Below are 17636 nucleotides of genomic sequence, written 5' to 3' on the forward strand. Positions count from 1 at the left end.
GATAATGCCAATATGCCAACGAGCACCCATCTTACATTTAACATAATATATATTATCCGTTTACACAATCGGGTGATGCAGGGAATCCTGGCGTGATCGAGCAAACCACTCGCCTGCTGGCGATTATGGCCAGGTTGCGTCATCCTGAGTGCGGTTGCGAATGGGATATGAAGCAGGACTTCTCCAGCATTGCACCGTACACGATCGAGGAAGCGTACGAAGTCGCCGATGCCATCGAGCGTAACGATATAATCGAACTGCGTGAGGAACTCGGCGATCTACTGCTACAGGTAGTTTTTCATGCCCAAATGGCGGAAGAAGCCGGTTATTTCGCATTCGAGGACGTTGCAAAAGCAATATCGGACAAGATGGAAGCGCGCCATCCGCATATCTTTGGCGGCGAAAGCGGCCGGATGGAAGATCGCCGCTGGGAAGCGCTCAAGGCCGCTGAACGTAAACAAAAAGGCGCCAACAGCGCCCTCGACGGCGTCGCAAATGCGCTTCCCGCGCTGATGCGGGCGCAGAAACTACAGAAGCGCGCCGCGCGCACCGGTTTCGATTGGCCCGATCCAAGTGGCCCAATTGAAAAGATAAACGAAGAGCTTGAGGAACTTGCGGCTGCCACCTCAGGTTCCGAACGATTTGAGGAAGCGGGTGACTTCCTGTTCGCTGCAGTCAATCTGGTTCGCGCATATGGCGTAGATGCCGAGGAGGCTTTGCGCAGCGCCAATCGCAAGTTCGAACGGCGCTTTCGTGGAATGGAACAGTTGGCCGACGGGAATTTCTCCGCCCTGTCACTGGATGAGCAGGAAGCACTTTGGCAGCGGATCAAGGCCACCGAAAACAAGTCATAATCGCGCGAACTGTCCCAATTGCTTGGGATTGAGACGCACCGTGAATTGCCTCAGCGGCCCTTCCCTGCCCCCGCCAAGATCTTGTTCTGCCAGCACTTCGCCATTAGCGTGGAGCCAGGCGATGCGCCTGCCATCACTCGCAGGTAATTCCAGCTCGACAACGCGCGATTCCTTGGTGAGGATCGAGCCGATCCACTCGAGCAGCGCGTCGATGCCTTCGCCGGTCTGCGCTGAAATGACCAAGGCATCACCCTGAAGCGCGGCCATTTCGCGCAGTTCATCTGCGCGCGACGCTGACACCAAATCGACCTTGTTCCAGGCTTCTATGATCGGGATGGCGCTCTCCCCATTGTCGTCAGTTACGCCAAGCTCTGCCAGCACGGACAACACCTGTTTTTTCTGCGATTCATGGGCCGGGTTAGCCATATCGCGAACGTGCAGGATTATATCCGCGCCAGTAACCTCCTCAAGCGTAGCTCGGAAAGCCGCGACCAGCTGGGTTGGCAGGTCCGAAATGAAACCGACTGTGTCTGACAGGATCGCCTTTTCGACCGCTGGCAGCTCAATCGCGCGCATGGTTGGATCGAGTGTGGCGAATAACAGGTCTTCGGCCATCACCTCCGCGCCTGTCAGACGGTTGAAAAGGGTCGACTTGCCGGCATTGGTATAACCCACCAGCGCGATGACCGGCCAGGGCGCCCGCCCCCTGCGTTTCCGATGCAGACCGCGGGTCTTGCGGACCTGCTCCAGCTCCTTGCGCAACCGCGCCATCCGCTGGCGGATCATGCGCCGGTCAGCCTCGATCTGGGTTTCGCCGGGGCCGCCAAGGAAGCCGAAACCACCACGCTGCCGCTCAAGGTGCGTCCAGCTGCGCACGAGCCTGCTCTGCTGGTAATCAAGATGTGCCAATTCGACCTGCAGCCGCCCTTCGGCGGTAACGGCACGCTCGCCGAATATCTCCAGGATGAGGCCCGTGCGGTCAATCACCTTGCGCCTGAGCTTTTCTTCAAGATTGCGCTGCTGGATCGGCGACAGCGCGCCGTCCACAATGACCAGCTCGGCTTCGTGCAATTCGCAATCGGCCTGGATCTGTTCGACTTGTCCAGAACCGAACAGCGTGCCCGGGCGCATGGTGCGCACAGGCACCACCCGCGCATCTGCGATCACCACACCAATCGCCAGTGCCAGCCCGCATGCTTCCTCAAGCCGCTCGGCAGCGTCGATAGCGTAGGACTGACCCCGGATATCGGGGCACAGCACGAGTGCGCGCGCGCCGCGCGTCACCTCGCCCAGAAGATCATCGTCGAAGCTCAGTCGTCGCCATCCCAGTCATCATCGGCCAGATCCACCGGCGAAGCGGGCTGAATGGTCGATACAGCATGCTTATAGGCCAATTGCACGAAACCGTCGCGCTCAAGCAGCACACAGAACAGATCATAGGCGGCAATCCGCCCTTGCAGCATCACGCCGTTGACCAGGAACATGGTTACCTGAACTTCCGCTTCGCTGACGCGTGAAAGAAAAACATCCTGCAGCAACCGCTGCCGGGCATTGCCGTGTTGGCTGGCGAACTGCTCAGCGTCGATCGGTTGCCCAGGCATGATGGTAGAGATCGCATGCTTGTAAACCAGCTGCGACTGGCCATCGCGCCGCAAAAGCAGCGAGAAATTGTCAAACCAGGTGACAATTCCTTGCAGTTTCACGCCCTTGACCAGAAACACCGTGACCGGTGACTTGTTCTTTCGCAGCAAGTTGAGAAATGCGTCTTGAAGCTTGGCTTGCTTGCCGGAATTATCGGGCCTGGCCGGAGTTTCCGACGGGGCACGTGCGGAGAGAATTCGCCCACTAGACATTGATATGCTCCTGTTATTGGCGGCTGCTTTTTGCAGTCCGCGATCTGGCGCCAGATCGGATTGCTCCGGCATGGCGCCGTGTCAGTCATGCACAATGACGGTTTTCAGCGCCTTGGGCAATGGAGTTTATCGCGTAAAATCCCGCACCATGGTGATCCAAGCGCCTAACGGTACTGCTCCTAATCCTTACGATCAGTCATCCCCAGCAGCTTCAGCTTTCGGTGCAAGGCAGAGCGCTCCATACCGATGAAGCTCGCCGTTTTCGAAATATTTCCCGAGAAACGGCGAATTTGCACCATCAGATATTCGCGTTCAAAGCTTTCGCGCGCCTCACGCAAGGGCACGCCCATGACATCGGAGATAGTTGGGCCAACCGGCTCACCCGCCGCGCCGGTAATCTCGCTTGGCAACATCTGCGGCTCGACCATGCTCAATTCATCGCGCGGGGTCATGATGATCGTGCGTTCAACCACATTACGCAATTCACGCACATTGCCGGGCCAGTCATGTGCCTGCAATGCCGCCATTGCCGGTTGGGATATCTCTGGCGGCTGAACCCCCTGCTCACTGGCGTAGCGCGTGAAGAAATGTTCAGCCAGCGCCGGAATGTCGTCGCGCCGTTCGGCCAGTGAGGGAATCGAAACCGGCACCACATTGAGCCGATAGAACAGATCTTCGCGAAAACGTTTGTCGGCCATTTCCTGCGCCAGGTTGCGCGAAGTCGAAGAAACCACCCGAACGTCAACCCCGATTTGCCTGCTGCCGCCAACACGCACAAAGCTCTGCTCGGTCAGAACGCGCAGTATGCGCGCCTGAGTCGAAAGCGGCATGTCAGCGACTTCGTCGAGATAAAGCGTGCCACCATCGGCCAGCTCAAGCAGTCCCGGCCGCACGAGTTTACCGTCTGCTTCCTCACCAAAAAGCTCCTGCTCAAAGCGCTCCGGGGTGATGCGGGCGGAGTTGACGATCACGAATGCGTGGCCGGAACGCGGGCTCCAACTATGCAGCAGGCGGGCGGCAACCTCTTTGCCCGCGCCCGCCGGGCCGGAGATCAGAACGCGGCTGCCGGTACTGGCGACTCGCTTGAGGGTTGCGCGCACTGCATTGATGACCGACGAGTTGCCGGTAAATTCCTCGCCGCGCGAAAATCCTTCGCGAAGCTGGATATTTTCCCGCCGCAACCGTTCGGTTTCTGTGGCCCGTTCGACCAGCAGCAACAGGCGCTCGGCTTCAAAGGGCTTTTCGATAAAGTCCATCGCACCGCGGCTGACCGCAGACACCGCCGTGTCGATATTGCCGTGGCCTGAAAAGATAATCACCGGCAGCTGGGGTTCGCGAGCCTTGATTGCATCAAGCACTTCGAGCCCGTCCATCTGGCTGCCATGAAGCCATACATCTAGCAATACCAGGCTGGGGCGGCGCTCGTCGATCGCGGCTAGTGCGCTTGTGCTGTCAGCTGCGGTGCGGCAGATATAGCCTTCGTCACTCAATACACCGGCGACCAGCTCGCGAATGTCGCGTTCATCGTCAACGATCAGGATTTCGAGTGCCATTACGGCATCTCCCTTTGTTCATTGCTTTCGTTTCTTTTGCCAGGTCCGTGTTCCAGCGGATCGCGCGCAAACCGCATCACAACGCGCGTTCCCCCCGCTTCCCCATTGGAAAAGCTCATGTCGCCGCCATGCTCGTCGACGATCTTGTTGACGATCGCCAAGCCCAGTCCGGTGCCCTTTTCCCGCGTTGTCACATAGGGTTCGGTTATGCGGTCGCGTTCCTGCGGCAAGCCAACACCATTGTCTTCGATTGTGATTGTGAGATGCGACAAATCGTCGCTCATGGTCACTGACACATTGCCGCGAAAATCGGGTTCGGCATTGCGTTGGCGTGCCTCCACAGCTTCAACCGCATTCTTGATCACATTGGTCATCGCCTGGCCGAACTGGTGGCGGTCGCAATTGATCGCAGCGGTTTCGAGATCATCGTGCGTAAGCGCAAAATTCACCTGCGGGTGCGCCACTTCCTGCAAGAACAGCGCCTGACGCACCAGGTCAAGCGCGTCTTCGTGGCGGAAAGTCGGCTTGGGCAGGCGCGCGAAAGAGCTGAATTCATCAACCATTTTCCTGAGATCGCCTACCTGCCTGACAATGGTGTTGGTCAATTCGTCAAACAGTTCGCCATCGCTTTTTATCTGGCGGCGATAGCGCCGTTTCAGCCGCTCGGTGGCAAGCTGGATCGGGGTAAGCGGGTTTTTGATTTCATGCGCGATCCGGCGCGCGACATCCGACCATGCCGCCTGGCGCTGGTCGAGCAATTGGCGAGTGATATCCTCAAACGTTATGACATGACCGCCATTTTCGGGCACAATTTTGACTGCCAGCGTCAGCAATTCATTGTTATTGGAGTGAGTTACGATCCCGCTGCGTAGGCCGGCTTCGATCATTGCCGAGATTTGCGGAGAAAGATCGCTCAGCTGCATCCCGACTGCCGAACTCTGCTGGCCGTGTTGCTGGAGCAATGCTTGCGCAGACCCGTTCATCAATTGCACCTGACCCTTTGGATCGGTCGAGATCACACCTGCAGTAACCGAATCCAGCACCGCTTCCATGAAAACTCGTCGATCGTCGATCTGGCGATTGGCGTTGACGAGCGCCTGGGTTTGCTTCTCAAGTTGCGAAGTCATGCGATTGAAGGCGCGGTTCAGCAGGCCAATTTCATCCGCCCCTGTGCGCCCCGCAACCCGCATCGAGAAATTGCCTGAACCCACCTCACGCGCGGCCGCAACCAGGTCGGTCAACGGCTGAACCTGACGATCTGCGAAACGCAGCGCGAACCAAACCGCGATCCCAACCAGCGCCAGGCTGACAACGAACAAGGCAAGATTGAAGCGTAGCTGGAGCGCTCTCGCCCGCTTGGTCAGGACTTCATAGGTCGCGGCAACCGAACGGGCCTTTTCCCAATAGTTGAACGAATCTTCTTCGGGGCTGCGCGCATTGTAGAGATATATCCCGGCCTCGCGATCGATCGGTGCCAGGGCCGCGATGCGTTCCGAACTGCCTTCAACCACCACCAACTCGCCATTGTCGAGCTTGGGCAAAGCCATTTTGCTGAATTCCAGCGGACGGCTGCCTTCAGCCAAATTCAGGATTGCCGCTGTGCGCAGCGAGCCATCGGGCAATTGTTGCAGAATTGCGCTTTCCGAGATTTCGCGAGCCTGCGCCTGATAGGCATAGACATCGGCAAAGCCCTCTTCAGCCAGCGATCCCCGCTGGAGATAGTACCGCATGTCCCCCGCCATGGTGACGGTTTCTTCCGCAACATCGCGCTGGTTCTGGTCATAATAACCCTGAGCCAGCTCATTGGCATTGTTCATCAGGCCGCGCGACTCATCAGAAAACCAGAAGTCGACGCCCGATTGAAACAGGAAGGCCGCGAATCCTGCCACCAGCAGCGTTGGGACGGCTGCAATAAGCGAGAAAAAAAACACGAGTCGCACATGCAAGCGTGCCGTGCTGCCAGCGGCGCGGCGCATCGCCAGGCGCCTTCCGAACAGCACCGCCAGGGCCATCGCAGGAACCAAGGCGCCGACCAACAGAAAAGAGACCTGGGGCGATGGCAGCATCGTCCCGTCGGGCGGCGCACTGGTAAAGGCGTACCATGCGCTCCAAACCGCAACCAGCAACGCCAGGGCCGAAGCCACTTCGAGCCACACGAACAGGTTTGCACGGCGAGCGGTGAGGGAGAACCGACGCCACCAGCGCGGAGCACCTTTTAAAACTTGACCTGCGGGTGGCTGCATAGTTGCATAGATACAACTGTATTGTTGCAGTTATGCAAGTTGTTTTTTGTCGCTCGGGTCAGGTTGGCCGGGTGAAACGGTCAGCGTTGATCGCCAATTCACCCAACCGCTTGCGCAAGGTATTGCGATTGATTCCAAGCAGCTTCGCGGCGCGTAACTGGTTGCCGCCGGTCTGCATAAGGGCATATTCCATCAGCGGCTTTTCGAATGCAGCAAGCGCATGATGATAGAGCGCTCCAGGCGGCGGATGATTGGCGGCGAGCCACAATTGCAACGCGCCGCCGAAGTCGATCTGCCGATCGGCAGGCGTGGTCTCGCGTTCAGGGCCGATAATCTCGTCTAGTACCTTGCCCTCAATCACATCCTCGCGCGCCAGCAGCGCAAGTCGATAGATGACATTGCGCAACTCGCGCACATTGCCGCGCCAATGCCGCTGTTCAAGGCGCCTCAGTGCATCGCGCGTAATCTGGTGACGCGGTAAACCATCTTCAGCTGCGAGGTTGAGGAAGTGCTGGGCAAGCACCTCGATATCTTCGCGCCGCTCGCGCAGCGGCGGAATCTCGATCGGAACCACATTAAGTCGGTAAAACAGGTCTTCGCGGAATTTCCCCTCGGCTATCAGTGGAGCCAGGTCGCGATTGGTCGCCGCAATGATACGAACGTCGACGGAAATTTCCTGCCGTCCACCAACCCGGCGGATCCGCCCCGATTGGAGGGCCCGCAACAGGCGGGTCTGCGCTTCTGCCGGCATGTCACCAATCTCGTCAAGGAACAAGGTCCCGCCATTGGCCTGCTCGAACTTGCCGATCGCCTGCGCCACGGCGCCGGTGAAGGCGCCCTTCTCATGGCCGAACAGCTCGCTCTCGATCAGTTCGGAGGGGATCGCAGCAGTGTTGACCGCAACGAAGGGGCCGGACTTGCGCGCGCCGAGCTGGTGGATCGCTTCGGCAACAAGTTCTTTGCCCGTGCCCGATTCGCCGGTCACCAGCACGGTCAGATCATTACGCAAAACCCGCGTGATCATGCGGTAAACGCCTTGCATCGCCTGGCTGCGCCCAACCAGCGGCATGCCGTCACCTTCGGTAGCGGGTGCCGGCTCCGCCCCAGAACGCTGGCCGGCAGCCTGCTTTACCGCACGCACAAGCTCGTCGAGATCGAACGGCTTGGGAAAATATTCGAAGGCGTGCGTTTCGCTTGCCCGCACTGCGGTGTCGAGTGTGTTCTGAGCGGACAACACGATCACCGGCATGTCCGGGTCTGCCGCGCGCACGGCATCGAGCGTCTCGATCCCGTCGCCATCGCCCAGAACAACATCGGTCAGCATGGCATCGAAGCGATGTTCCGCCAGCAGGCGGTCGCGCGCCGCGATGCTTTCGCAATGATGCAGCGAGAAGCCTTCATCCTCCAGCGCTGCCGTGATCACGGTGGCGATAGAACGGTCGTCCTCGACCAGCAGGATCGATCCGCTCATGCGCCCTTCTCCCAAGTTGCGACCGCAAGATGAATGCGGAAATGGGTCAAGCCTTCGCGTGTATCGCGCTCGTGCCCGATGCGCCCCTGCATGTCGCGCACCAGCTTGCGCACCAGTGCCAGCCCCAACCCCTGCCCCGACTTCTTAGAAGTGACGAAGGGCTCGAAGATGTGATCGCGCAGCGCTTCATCGATGCCGGGACCATTATCAGTCACGGTGATCTCGATCGGCAGTTTCACTGTGCGTCCAAGGCGAACCGCGCTGAAGGCAAATCCGCTGACAAAGCGAGTGCGCACACTGATCTGCGGATTTTCCACCTCGCCTCCGAAAAGCGCATCGCGCGCATTGGAAATGAGGTTGATGAGCACCTGTTCCAGCGCGTCGCGATTGGCCAGCACCGGCGGCAAAGAGGGATCGAATTCCTCGTGGATCTCGATGCCTTCGGTTCCCGCCGCTCGCACTGTGGCGATCGCAGAACGGATCGCTTCGTGCAGGTTGGTGGGCCCCAATTCCTCCGGTGTCGAACGCCCGAGCTGCTGCATCCGGTCGATCAACCTCGCGATCCGGTCAACTTCATCGGTGATCACGCGGGCGAGCCCGCGGTCCTTGGGCTCAAGCCTGCGCGCGGCCAGCTGCGCCGCACCGCGGATCGCGGCCAGTGGATTGCGGATTTCATGCGCGAGGATTGCCGGAGCACCAAGGCTCGCGGCTTCACCCTCCTGCTCGCCCGAAGCATCATCATGCCCCGTTTCGGAAAGCGTGACAACGCGCCAACCGGGAAAGGCTGACAGCGGCGAGAGAGTGAGATTCACGCGGTGTTCCTGCCCATCGACAAAAAGGCTTATGTCGCGCGCAACCAGCGAAGCGTCGGGCCGGGCCAGGTGATCGAGCACGCGCTCGTCGTGAAGAGTGACAACTTCAGTCAAACACTGGCGGGACATCCGCTTCTCGCTTTTGCCCAGCAGCATTTCTGCGGCGTGGTTGGTTTGCGCGATCCTGCCGCGGCCGTCGATCAGCAGCACGGCGAATACCAGGCCGCCGATCTGCGCCGCGTGGTCGGGGATGGCGCCAGCGACGTCAGCCACCCGGTTCACGCAGCACGGCGCCGCAGGAACGGAACGTAGAAGCGTTCCAGTTCACCCAGAACCTGGTCGGCATCGTCGATGAAATTGACCTGATTGCGAAACTCTGCCGAGCCATGCATGCCCTTGGTATACCAACCCAGATGCTTGCGCGCGATCTTGACCCCGGTTTCGCGGCCATAATGTTCGAGCATGTCGTTGTAATGCTCGACCAAGGTTGCGTATTGTTCGTCGAAATCCGGGGTCTCGAGCTTTTCACCGGTCTTCCACCAATGCATTATCTGGCCCAGCAACCACGGCTTGCCATAGGCGCCGCGCCCGATCATCAATCCGTCTGCGCCCGATTGTTCGAGCGCCTGCGCCGCATCGTCGATCGTGCAGATGTCGCCATTGACGATCACGGGGATCGAGACCGCCTGCTTTACCTTGCGGACAAAGGCCCAATCGGCATGCCCCTTGTACATCTGGTTGCGGGTACGGCCATGGACGGTGATCATCTTGACCCCCAGATCCTCGGCAATCCTGGCCAGTTCAGGGGCATTGAGGCTGGAGTGATCCCAGCCCATCCGCATCTTCACGGTTACCGGCACGTCCACTGCCTTGACTGTCGCTTCGATCAACCTTGTCGCCAGCGGCACTTCGCGCATCAGCGCACTTCCGGCATATTGGCCCACGACCTTGCGCACGGGACAGCCGAAGTTGATGTCGATGATCGCCGCACCATTGCCCTGCTGCAATCTGGCGGCTTCGCCCATGCTGGCCGGATCGCAGCCCACCAGTTGCATCGATACCGGCTCCTCCGCCGGATCCCATTCGGCCTTTTGAATACTGATCCGCGTGGCGCGAATTGCCGCCTCGCTGGCGATCATTTCTGTGACATTAAGGCCCGAACCATAGCGCCGCACGAGCCGCCGGAACGGCAGATCAGTGACACCCGTCATCGGCGCAAGCACCACCGGTGTGTCGATGGTGACAGGCCCGATCTTTATCGGCTTTAAGGCCGGCGGAGCTGGGAGCGCGGTCATGAATTGATGCAGTTGCCTAAAATTTGGGCAGCGCATAGTGGATTGCACTTGGCCCGTCCAGTCCTTAAGCGCGAGCGCCCGTGAACAATAGCTCCACTCCTCCCTCCTTTGCGGCCATAGTGGTCGCGGCCGGCAAAGGCCTGCGCGCGGGTGGCGATGTGCCCAAGCAGTTTGCCAGGTGGCGCGGCAAGCCCTTGTTGCGCCACTCGGTGGAGGCAATGCTGGATGGCGGGGCCAGCGAGGTGATTGTCGTGATCGCCGACGACGCCGAGGAGCTCGCCCGGCTCGCACTGACCGGGCTCGATAGCTGCCGCCTCGTCACCGGCGGCGCAACACGCCAGGAATCGGTTCGTAGCGGGCTAGAGGCGCTCGCGTCTCAAACTCCGGAGCGGGTGCTCATCCATGATGCCGCGCGTCCCGGCTTGGCCCGCTCCGTAATCGATCGCCTGCTCGCTACGCTTGGCCAGTATGCCGGGGCGATCCCGGTCCTGCCGGTAGTCGACAGCCTGGCGATTGCAGCTGGCAACATGATGAGCGGTGCGGCCGCGCGCGAGCAATTGCGGCGCGTGCAGACCCCGCAGGCATTCAGGTTTGACGCCATCCTGGCCGCGCATCGCGCGTGGCTGGGCGCACCCGACGCTGGGGATGATGCGCAGGTGCTGATCGCAGCGGGCGGCAATGTCGCACTTGTCGAAGGCGACGAACTGCTTAGGAAAGTAACCTTTGCGGAGGACTTGATGGCTGCACTTCCCCCAATGCGGATTGGTCAGGGATTCGATGTCCACCGGCTCGTCGAAGGTGAGGAACTCTGGCTCTGCGGGGTACATGTCCCGCACAGTCGCGGTCTGGCCGGGCATTCCGATGCCGATGTTGCACTTCACGCCGTTGTCGACGCCCTGCTGGGCGCGATCGGAGATGGCGACATCGGCACTCATTTCCCCCCTTCGGACCCGCAATGGAAGGGTGCGCCCTCCCCCCTGTTTGTCGAACATGCGGTGACTCTGGTCAATGCCGCCGGATACCGGATTTCCAACCTTGATGTGACGGTCATCTGCGAGGAACCGCGAATTGGCCCATATCGGGATGCGATGCGCGAGAAACTGGCCGCGCTCTTGTGCGTTGATCTGACACAGGTCAGCGTCAAGGCGACGACAACCGAGCGGCTTGGCTTTACGGGTCGCGGAGAAGGAATTGCGGCACAGGCAGTGGCCTGCCTTGAGCGTTACTAGGAGGCAGAGAGGCATGATAGACACAGGTAAACTGTTGCCCGCCGACATTGAGGAGCTGGCCCGCAAGGTGGTTGAGCAAAACGGTGCGGCTGGGCGCAAGATCGTACTCGCCGAAAGCTGCACTGGCGGCCTTGTGGCGGCAGCCTTGACCGAAGTGCCAGGTTCGTCCGCCGTGCTCGATCGCGGCTTCGTAACCTATTCCAACGAGGCCAAGATGGAGAGCCTGGGTGTCCCGCTCGACATTATCGAGACATTCGGTGCGGTGTCGATTGCCTGCGTTTGGGCCATGGCCAAGGGCGCGCTTGAGCGCAGCAATGCCGATGTGGCGGTAGCTATCAGCGGGGTGGCCGGGCCCGACGGCGGAACCAAGCTCAAGCCGGTCGGCACGGTTGTCTTTGCCCGGGCAACCCGTAATGGCGACGACAAGCCCGAAGGCGAACTCAAGCTGTTCAACGACCTCGACCGCGCTGGTGTTCGCCATCAGGCGACGCTGTGCGCACTCGAGTTGCTGCTTCCGTAGACCTCGTCGGCGCGCGCCTCGAACGCAGCTACCATCTTGTGAAAGGCGCGGTCGAAATACTGTCCGGCGAGCCGTTCAAACACCCGGCTTTTAAACGTGAATTCGACGGAGAAATCTATTTCGCAACCGCCATCGGGGCGTGCCCGGAATTTCCATGTGTTGTCGAGGTCTTTGAGCGGGCCATCGACGTAATGGACATCGATCACATGCGGGCGATCCTTTTCGACCCGCGAGGTGAATTTTTCGCGCAGTGATTTAAAGCCGACCACCATGTCAGCAATCATCTGGGTTTCAGTGTTGGAGCGCACGCGCGTGGCAATCACCCAAGGCAAGAATTCGGCATAGCGACCTACATCAGCCACCAGATCGAACATCTGCTCGGCGCTATATGGCAATCGCCTGGTCTCGCGGACTCCTGGCATCAGGCCTTCTGGGGGGCTTGTGCCTTGGCCAGCTTTTCAGCACGCGCGGCCTTCATCTGCGCAAAGTCGTCGCCAGCGTGATAACTCGAGCGCGTCAGCGGGCTTGCGGCGACCTGCAGGAAACCCTTGGCGCGAGCGATCGAGCCAAAGGCCTTGAACGCATCAGGCGTCACAAACTCCTCAACCGTCGCATGCTTCGGTGTCGGCTGGAGATATTGCCCCATGGTGATGAAATCGACCTCGGCGCTGCGCATGTCGTCCATCACCTGATGCACTTCAAGCCGCTGCTCACCCAGCCCCAGCATGATGCCGGATTTGGTGAAGATCATCGGATCGTGGCGCTTCACCTCTTCCAGCAGGCGCAAAGAAGCATAGTAGCGAGCACCGGGCCGGATGGTCGGATACAGCCTTGGAACAGTTTCGAGGTTGTGGTTGTAAACGTCTGGGCCCGCTTCACAAATAGCTTCCACAGCAGCGCGCATCTTGCCGCGGAAATCGGGCGTGAGGATCTCGATTGTGGTATCGGGCGTCTCGCGCCGCAGCGCCTTGATCACCTTCACGAACTGCCCTGCCCCGCCATCGGGCAAATCGTCGCGGTCGACGCTGGTGATGACGATGTGTTCCAGCCCCATCCTGGCTGCGGCAATCGCAGTATTCTCAGGCTCCATCGGATCTACCATACGCGGCATCCCGGTCTTGACGTTACAAAACGCGCAGGCCCGCGTGCAGACATCGCCCAGGATCATCACCGTTGCGTGCTTCTTGGTCCAGCATTCACCAATATTGGGGCATGCCGCCTCTTCGCACACCGTGTTGAGGTTGAGTTCACGCATTAACTTGCGTGTCTCATTATAACCCTCACTGACGGGCGCCTTTACGCGGATCCAGTCTGGCTTGCGCTGGCGAGCGGGGCGCGGGCTTTCGCTGCCCGGCGGATTGGACGAGAGGTCGTTCATGGCGCTCATCTAGGGAAAGCCGTTGCGCCGCGCAATGGCTCCATCTTGCCCAAATACTTATGCTTGGCTAACGGCAGGCTCATGGACGCAAGCGCTCTGCAAACATTCACTTCCCCGGTGGTGTTGTTCTTTGTTCTCGGATTGCTCGCGGCTTTCGCCCGATCCGACCTTGCGATCCCAGAGGCGATTGCAAAGGGCATGTCGCTCTATTTGATGGCTGCCATTGGCCTCAAAGGTGGTGTCGCGGTTTCCAAATCAGGTATCGATGGAACGGTGCTGGCGGCGCTGGCTGCCGGGATCGCCGCGAGTTTCCTGATACCATTCTATGCGCAAGCGGTCCTGAAGGGCTTTGGCCGTCTAGATCGGATCAATGCGGGCGCTGTTGCAGCGCATTACGGTTCGGTCAGCGTGGTAACCTTCGTCACCGCAGTTGAAATCCTTGAAGCTCAGGGCAAGCCGCCCGGCGGCTACATGGTGGCGGTAATGGCAGCGATGGAAACGCCTGCAATCCTCTCAGGCTTGCTGCTTGCAAGGGGCCTTGGCGCCAATGGCGATCAGTCCAAGGGAGAACTGTTGCACGAGGTATTCTTCAATGCTTCGGTGGTGCTGCTGCTGGGCGCCTTTGCAATCGGCATGATCGGCGGAGCGGATGGTTTCTCCGAGGTCAGCCCCTTCTTCGAGGCGGGCTTCAAAGGCGTCCTCTGCCTGTTTCTGCTCGACATGGGGCTGATCGCAGCGCGCAGGATCATGGATGCCCGAGCGCTGACCTTGCGATTGATCGTGATTGCGATTGGCTTGCCTCTGGTAAATGGCGCACTGGGCGCAGCCCTCGGGACCGTAATCGGCCTCGACGTCGGCTCAGCGGCTGCGCTTGGCGTACTGTGCGCAAGCGCCAGCTATATCGCGGTGCCCGCAGCCATGCGGCTTGCGTTACCTGAAGCGGATCCGGGGATTTACCTCACCATGTCGCTCAGCATCACTTTCCCGTTCAACATACTCATAAACATCGGCCTGATCAGCGCCTTCGCCTCGGCGCTCGCAAGCTTGGGAGGCTCCGCACCATGATCGAGACTGTTATTCGCAAGCGGATCGAAATCCTTTCAGATACCGCGCTGGTAAAGCGTGTCACGGCAGCAATTGAGCGAGCCGAAATCACAGGTTGGACGATTGTTCCGGTGCAATCCGGCAAGGGCCGCGATGGGCACTGGCGCGAAGAACGCGTAATGGGCACCGACAAGGTGCTAATCTTGACGATTGCGCCTGAAGACAAGGCCATGCGTCTCGCAGAAGAGATCGCCCCAATCCTGACGTCACATGGATTATTGCTGAGCATGTGGGACGTGCAGGTAATCCGCGGCGAACGTTTCTAACACCCGTGCAAGGTTTGATTATCGATGCCTGAGTTTGCCGAACTGCTGAAAGGCTATAAGCGTTTTCGTGCTGATGGCTATCAGCGCCAGAGGGCCCGCTTCGACAGGCTGGTGGCAGAGGGGCAGAGTCCTAAGTTGATGATCATCGGTTGCAGCGACAGCCGGGTTGATCCTGCGCAGATTTTCGATGTGGATCCGGGCGAGATATTTGTCGTGCGGAATGTCGCCGCCCTGGTTCCGCCATTCGAGACTAGCGCCGGGCATCACGGGGTGTCTGCGGCGGTTGAATTTGCCGTCCAGATGCTGCGGGTAAAGCAGATCGTGGTCATGGGCCATGGGATGTGCGGCGGCTGCAAGGCAGCGCTGACGAGAGATTTTCACGGCAACGATCCTGGCAAAGGCGGGTTCATGGCCGACTGGATCCACTTGCTTGATGAAGCGCGTGAGCCCGTTGCCGCGCAATATGGCACTCAGAGCCGCGAGGCAGAACGCGCTATGGAACTTGAAGCGGTAAAGGTGAGCCTGGCCAACTTACGCACATTTCCATGGGTGGCTGAAAAGGAAATCAGCGGCGAACTTAAACTTCGCGGTGCCTTTTTCGCTATTTCCGAGGGAGTGCTGTATGTGCATGACGATGCCAGCGGTGATTTCAAGGCTGTCGATTAATCCCTTGCCCGGGCGTGTCGTTAACTCCAAGTAATGCGACATGTCTGAAATGAACGCCAAGAACATCGCCCTGTTGATTGATGCCGACAATGTCGATCCGGGCGGAATAAATGCCGTGCTTACCGTCCTGGCTGAGCTGGGACAGGTGAACATCCGCCGCGCCTATGGCAATTGGGCCAAGGATGCGCTCAAGCGCTGGGCCGATATTACCAATCGCTATGGCATTCGTCCGCACCAGCAATTCGATCTCACGCGCGGCAAGAACGCCACTGACATGGCGATGACGATCGACGCGGTCGACCTGCTTTACCAGGGCAAGGTCCACGGCTTCGGGATCATGAGCAGCGACAGCGATTTTACCCCGCTGATTACTCGGCTTCGGCAAGATGGTTTGCCGGTTTATTGTTTTGGCGACGCCAAGACGCCGGAAGCGCTGCGCACCGCGTGCACGCGCTTCATCGACATTGGCAAACTCATCAAGGGCGAAGGAACCAGTGGTGCGGCTGCAGGAACCGGCGAGAACACGGTAGATGAGGAGCTGATCGAGCTTCTTGGCGGGGCCTGGAAGGCCTCGAACCGCGACGATGAAGGCTTCGCCAAACTGCAAGAAGTCGGCCAGATCGCCGGCAACCGGTCCAGCTTCGATGTCCGCAACTATGGCTTTCGCCGGCTATCGGAGTTGATCCGTTCGCTTGACCGTTTCGAAATGAAGCGCGGCTCGGATGGCCAGGTCTACGTCAAGCGCTTGCGCTGAAGAATTGACCGCAAAAAGCGCGGCCCCCGCTGAAGGGACCGCGCTTGATCGGGCAATCAGCCTTCGAAATCAGGCAGGGCTGTCAACTGCGGTAGCAGCCGCCGGTTCTGCCGGTGCTGCAGGCGCAGCCTTGTCGCGTTGATCCACATAGGCGGTCCACAGTTTCGCAATCGGAACCCGTGGGCCCGTAACCTTGGCGAAGTTTGCGCGAGCTTCATCGAACTTGCCCTGCTCAGCCTGGGCGAGGCCAAGCCTGGTAAGCACCATATTCGTATCAACGCCGGGTATTCCAAGCGCCTTGGTATAGAAGGTTTCAGCCTTGGCATATTGATCATAGCTCAGGAAGGCATCACCCGCCGCAACGACCGTGCGCAATCCGGCGCCAGCTGCATTGGCATCGCGTTCCAGTGCCGGCAGTTCGGCCTGGTCAGCGGCAATGCGAGAATCGGCGGTTTTCAGCGAATCCGAGAGATAGATATCGTCACGGCTTACCCGGCCGGAGGAGTAGCCGAACTCTATCACCCGCTTCACTTCCTTGGGCAGCCGACGCGGATCGGCAGCTTCGACATAGGCGATGAATTCCTGTTTGTTCTGGAGCCCATCGACACGCCGTGACAGGCGCAGCAGATCAAGCATCGCAGAAGAATCGAACTCGTTGAGGTTGCGAGCGATGTTGATGGCGTCGCGCCAATTGGTGGGCGAAGGATAATCCTTAACCCAGCCCGCAGCGAAGTCATAGACCTGCGGCACAACCTCGTTGTTGTAGCCCACGCTCAAGCCGCGGCGATACCACGCTTCATCGATCTGCAGGCCTTCCGCCTTGGCTTCGCTGATTGCTCTCGAGAGATAGTCGAGACCTTCCGTAAAACGTTCTTCGGTAATGAAGCTTTCCGCCATTGCGATCTGCATGATCGGCTTGGATACATTGTCGGCTGTGAAACCACCATCGATCGCTCGCTGTAGATAGGTACGCGAATCTGAATACTGCCCCAGAGCGTTGGCAAGCTGGTAGGAAATGAAGTTGTAACGCCCGACATTCTCGCTTTCCACCTTCCTACTCGAAAGCATCAACTTCATTCCTTCGAGCTGCGCAGCCCGGTCACCGGTCTTTGCACCAGCATTGTATATCAGTCCGCCGGCCACGATCTTTTCATCTGGCGACACCGACAAGGCAATCAGATTGCCAAACTGTGGGCTGATCGATGCAATATCGCCGCCTTCTGCATTGACGACTTCCTGCATGGGCTGGAACATTTCGATGAACTCCTTCGAATATTCCGGCTTGTTTTCTTTTTTGCGATCCTTCTTTTCGCGCTGAGCCTGTGCAGGCTCTGCAACCACGCCGCTTAGCATCGCAGTGCCAGTCGCCAGCGCGATCGCCATAGCGAAATGCGAGCCGGCTTTCTTGCGGGTACGCGAATTGGAAATGAGAAAACGCATTGTGATGCCTCCTGAAACCAAAGATGCAACGCCTCGATCAGGCGTCTGGATTATTACATGCGGGCGGTGCCATGGCCTGCCTTTGCCGAATTTGCAATTCTCCCTATGTCAAACGTGCTGAACGCGCTTTGAATGGAACACGCAGCAAACTCGTGCCAGCTTAAGTGCCAGAAGGGCCGCTATGTGTGGAAAAAACAC

General features: G+C 59.2%; 17 protein-coding genes. 7 read left to right on the forward strand and 10 right to left on the reverse strand.

The annotated features are described in order from the left end of the window. The first annotated feature begins 92 nt into the window (after positions 1–92). Positions 93–854, forward strand: coding sequence for a nucleoside triphosphate pyrophosphohydrolase (mazG, locus tag ACX3VQ_RS00405; protein ID WP_462578991.1), 762 nt, complete (start codon positions 93–95; stop codon positions 852–854). Here the strand turns inward: mazG and hflX are convergent. From hflX to dusB, 7 genes are all read right to left on the reverse strand, one after another. Then, positions 849–2138, reverse strand: a complete 1290-nt coding sequence (gene hflX / locus ACX3VQ_RS00410) for a GTPase HflX (RefSeq protein ID WP_462578992.1) — start codon at positions 2136–2138, stop codon at positions 849–851. The genes mazG and hflX overlap by 6 nt on opposite strands. Before the next feature lie 26 nt (positions 2139–2164). Next, on the reverse strand, positions 2165–2707 hold the full coding sequence (hfq, locus tag ACX3VQ_RS00415; protein ID WP_462578993.1) for an RNA chaperone Hfq: 543 nt from the start codon (positions 2705–2707) through the stop codon (positions 2165–2167). 179 nt (positions 2708–2886) lie between these two features. Next, a complete protein-coding gene (gene ntrX, locus ACX3VQ_RS00420) occupies positions 2887–4260 on the reverse strand; it encodes a nitrogen assimilation response regulator NtrX (RefSeq protein WP_462572150.1) in 1374 nt (457 codons plus the stop codon). Then, positions 4260–6503 carry a sensor histidine kinase gene (locus ACX3VQ_RS00425; protein WP_462578994.1) on the reverse strand — a complete coding sequence of 748 codons (2244 nt, stop codon included), beginning with the start codon at positions 6501–6503 and terminating at the stop codon, positions 4260–4262. The genes ntrX and ACX3VQ_RS00425 overlap by 1 nt, the downstream gene beginning before the upstream one ends. Positions 6504–6561: 58 nt before the next feature. Continuing rightward, positions 6562–7974, reverse strand: coding sequence for a sigma-54-dependent transcriptional regulator (locus ACX3VQ_RS00430; protein WP_462578995.1), 1413 nt, complete (start codon positions 7972–7974; stop codon positions 6562–6564). Further along, the gene (locus ACX3VQ_RS00435; RefSeq protein WP_462578996.1) at positions 7971–9068 is read right to left on the reverse strand and encodes a two-component system sensor histidine kinase NtrB; all 1098 of its coding nucleotides are present in this window, start codon (positions 9066–9068) and stop codon (positions 7971–7973) included. The genes ACX3VQ_RS00430 and ACX3VQ_RS00435 overlap by 4 nt, the downstream gene beginning before the upstream one ends. Further along, the gene (dusB, locus tag ACX3VQ_RS00440; protein WP_462578997.1) at positions 9065–10081 is read right to left on the reverse strand and encodes a tRNA dihydrouridine synthase DusB; all 1017 of its coding nucleotides are present in this window, start codon (positions 10079–10081) and stop codon (positions 9065–9067) included. Before dusB ends, ACX3VQ_RS00435 begins: the two co-directional genes overlap by 4 nt. An 80-nt stretch (positions 10082–10161) precedes the next feature. On the opposite strand from dusB, the gene ACX3VQ_RS00445 reads away from it, so the two are divergent. Together ACX3VQ_RS00445 and ACX3VQ_RS00450 are read left to right on the forward strand one after the other, a co-directional pair. Next, on the forward strand, positions 10162–11310 hold the full coding sequence (locus ACX3VQ_RS00445) for a bifunctional 2-C-methyl-D-erythritol 4-phosphate cytidylyltransferase/2-C-methyl-D-erythritol 2,4-cyclodiphosphate synthase (protein WP_462578998.1): 1149 nt from the start codon (positions 10162–10164) through the stop codon (positions 11308–11310). A 13-nt stretch (positions 11311–11323) separates the two neighbouring features. Continuing rightward, the gene (locus ACX3VQ_RS00450) at positions 11324–11830 is read left to right on the forward strand and encodes a CinA family protein (RefSeq protein ID WP_462578999.1); all 507 of its coding nucleotides are present in this window, start codon (positions 11324–11326) and stop codon (positions 11828–11830) included. On the opposite strand, the gene ACX3VQ_RS00455 is transcribed toward ACX3VQ_RS00450, so the two are convergent. Together ACX3VQ_RS00455 and lipA are read right to left on the reverse strand one after the other, a co-directional pair. Further along, the gene (locus ACX3VQ_RS00455) at positions 11791–12252 is read right to left on the reverse strand and encodes a type II toxin-antitoxin system RatA family toxin (RefSeq protein ID WP_462579000.1); all 462 of its coding nucleotides are present in this window, start codon (positions 12250–12252) and stop codon (positions 11791–11793) included. The genes ACX3VQ_RS00450 and ACX3VQ_RS00455 overlap by 40 nt on opposite strands. Continuing rightward, complete coding sequence (lipA, locus tag ACX3VQ_RS00460; RefSeq protein WP_462579001.1) at positions 12252–13208, reverse strand: lipoyl synthase; 957 nt, start codon at positions 13206–13208, stop codon at positions 12252–12254. The genes ACX3VQ_RS00455 and lipA overlap by 1 nt, the downstream gene beginning before the upstream one ends. A gap of 81 nt (positions 13209–13289) precedes the next feature. Here lipA and ACX3VQ_RS00465 point away from each other — a divergent pair, with 81 nt between their 5' ends. From ACX3VQ_RS00465 to ACX3VQ_RS00480, 4 genes are read left to right on the forward strand one after another with little or no spacing between them, the layout of a single operon-like run. Continuing rightward, entirely contained in the window at positions 13290–14273 is a 984-nt protein-coding gene (locus tag ACX3VQ_RS00465; protein WP_462579002.1) for a sodium-dependent bicarbonate transport family permease, read from the forward strand. Continuing rightward, positions 14270–14578 (forward strand): P-II family nitrogen regulator, encoded by a 309-nt coding sequence (locus tag ACX3VQ_RS00470; protein WP_462579003.1) that lies wholly within the window; start codon positions 14270–14272, stop codon positions 14576–14578. Before ACX3VQ_RS00465 ends, ACX3VQ_RS00470 begins: the two co-directional genes overlap by 4 nt. 24 nt (positions 14579–14602) lie before the next feature. After that, positions 14603–15244, forward strand: a complete 642-nt coding sequence (locus ACX3VQ_RS00475; protein WP_462579004.1) for a carbonic anhydrase — start codon at positions 14603–14605, stop codon at positions 15242–15244. A 40-nt stretch (positions 15245–15284) separates the two neighbouring features. After that, a complete protein-coding gene (locus ACX3VQ_RS00480; protein ID WP_462572137.1) occupies positions 15285–15998 on the forward strand; it encodes an NYN domain-containing protein in 714 nt (237 codons plus the stop codon). A 69-nt stretch (positions 15999–16067) separates the two neighbouring features. Here the strand turns inward: ACX3VQ_RS00480 and ACX3VQ_RS00485 are convergent, their stop codons facing one another. Further along, on the reverse strand, positions 16068–17438 hold the full coding sequence (locus ACX3VQ_RS00485) for a hypothetical protein (RefSeq protein ID WP_462579005.1): 1371 nt from the start codon (positions 17436–17438) through the stop codon (positions 16068–16070). Positions 17439–17636: the final 198 nt, after the last annotated feature.

Source organism: Altererythrobacter chaiwopuensis (genome assembly GCF_054957735.1).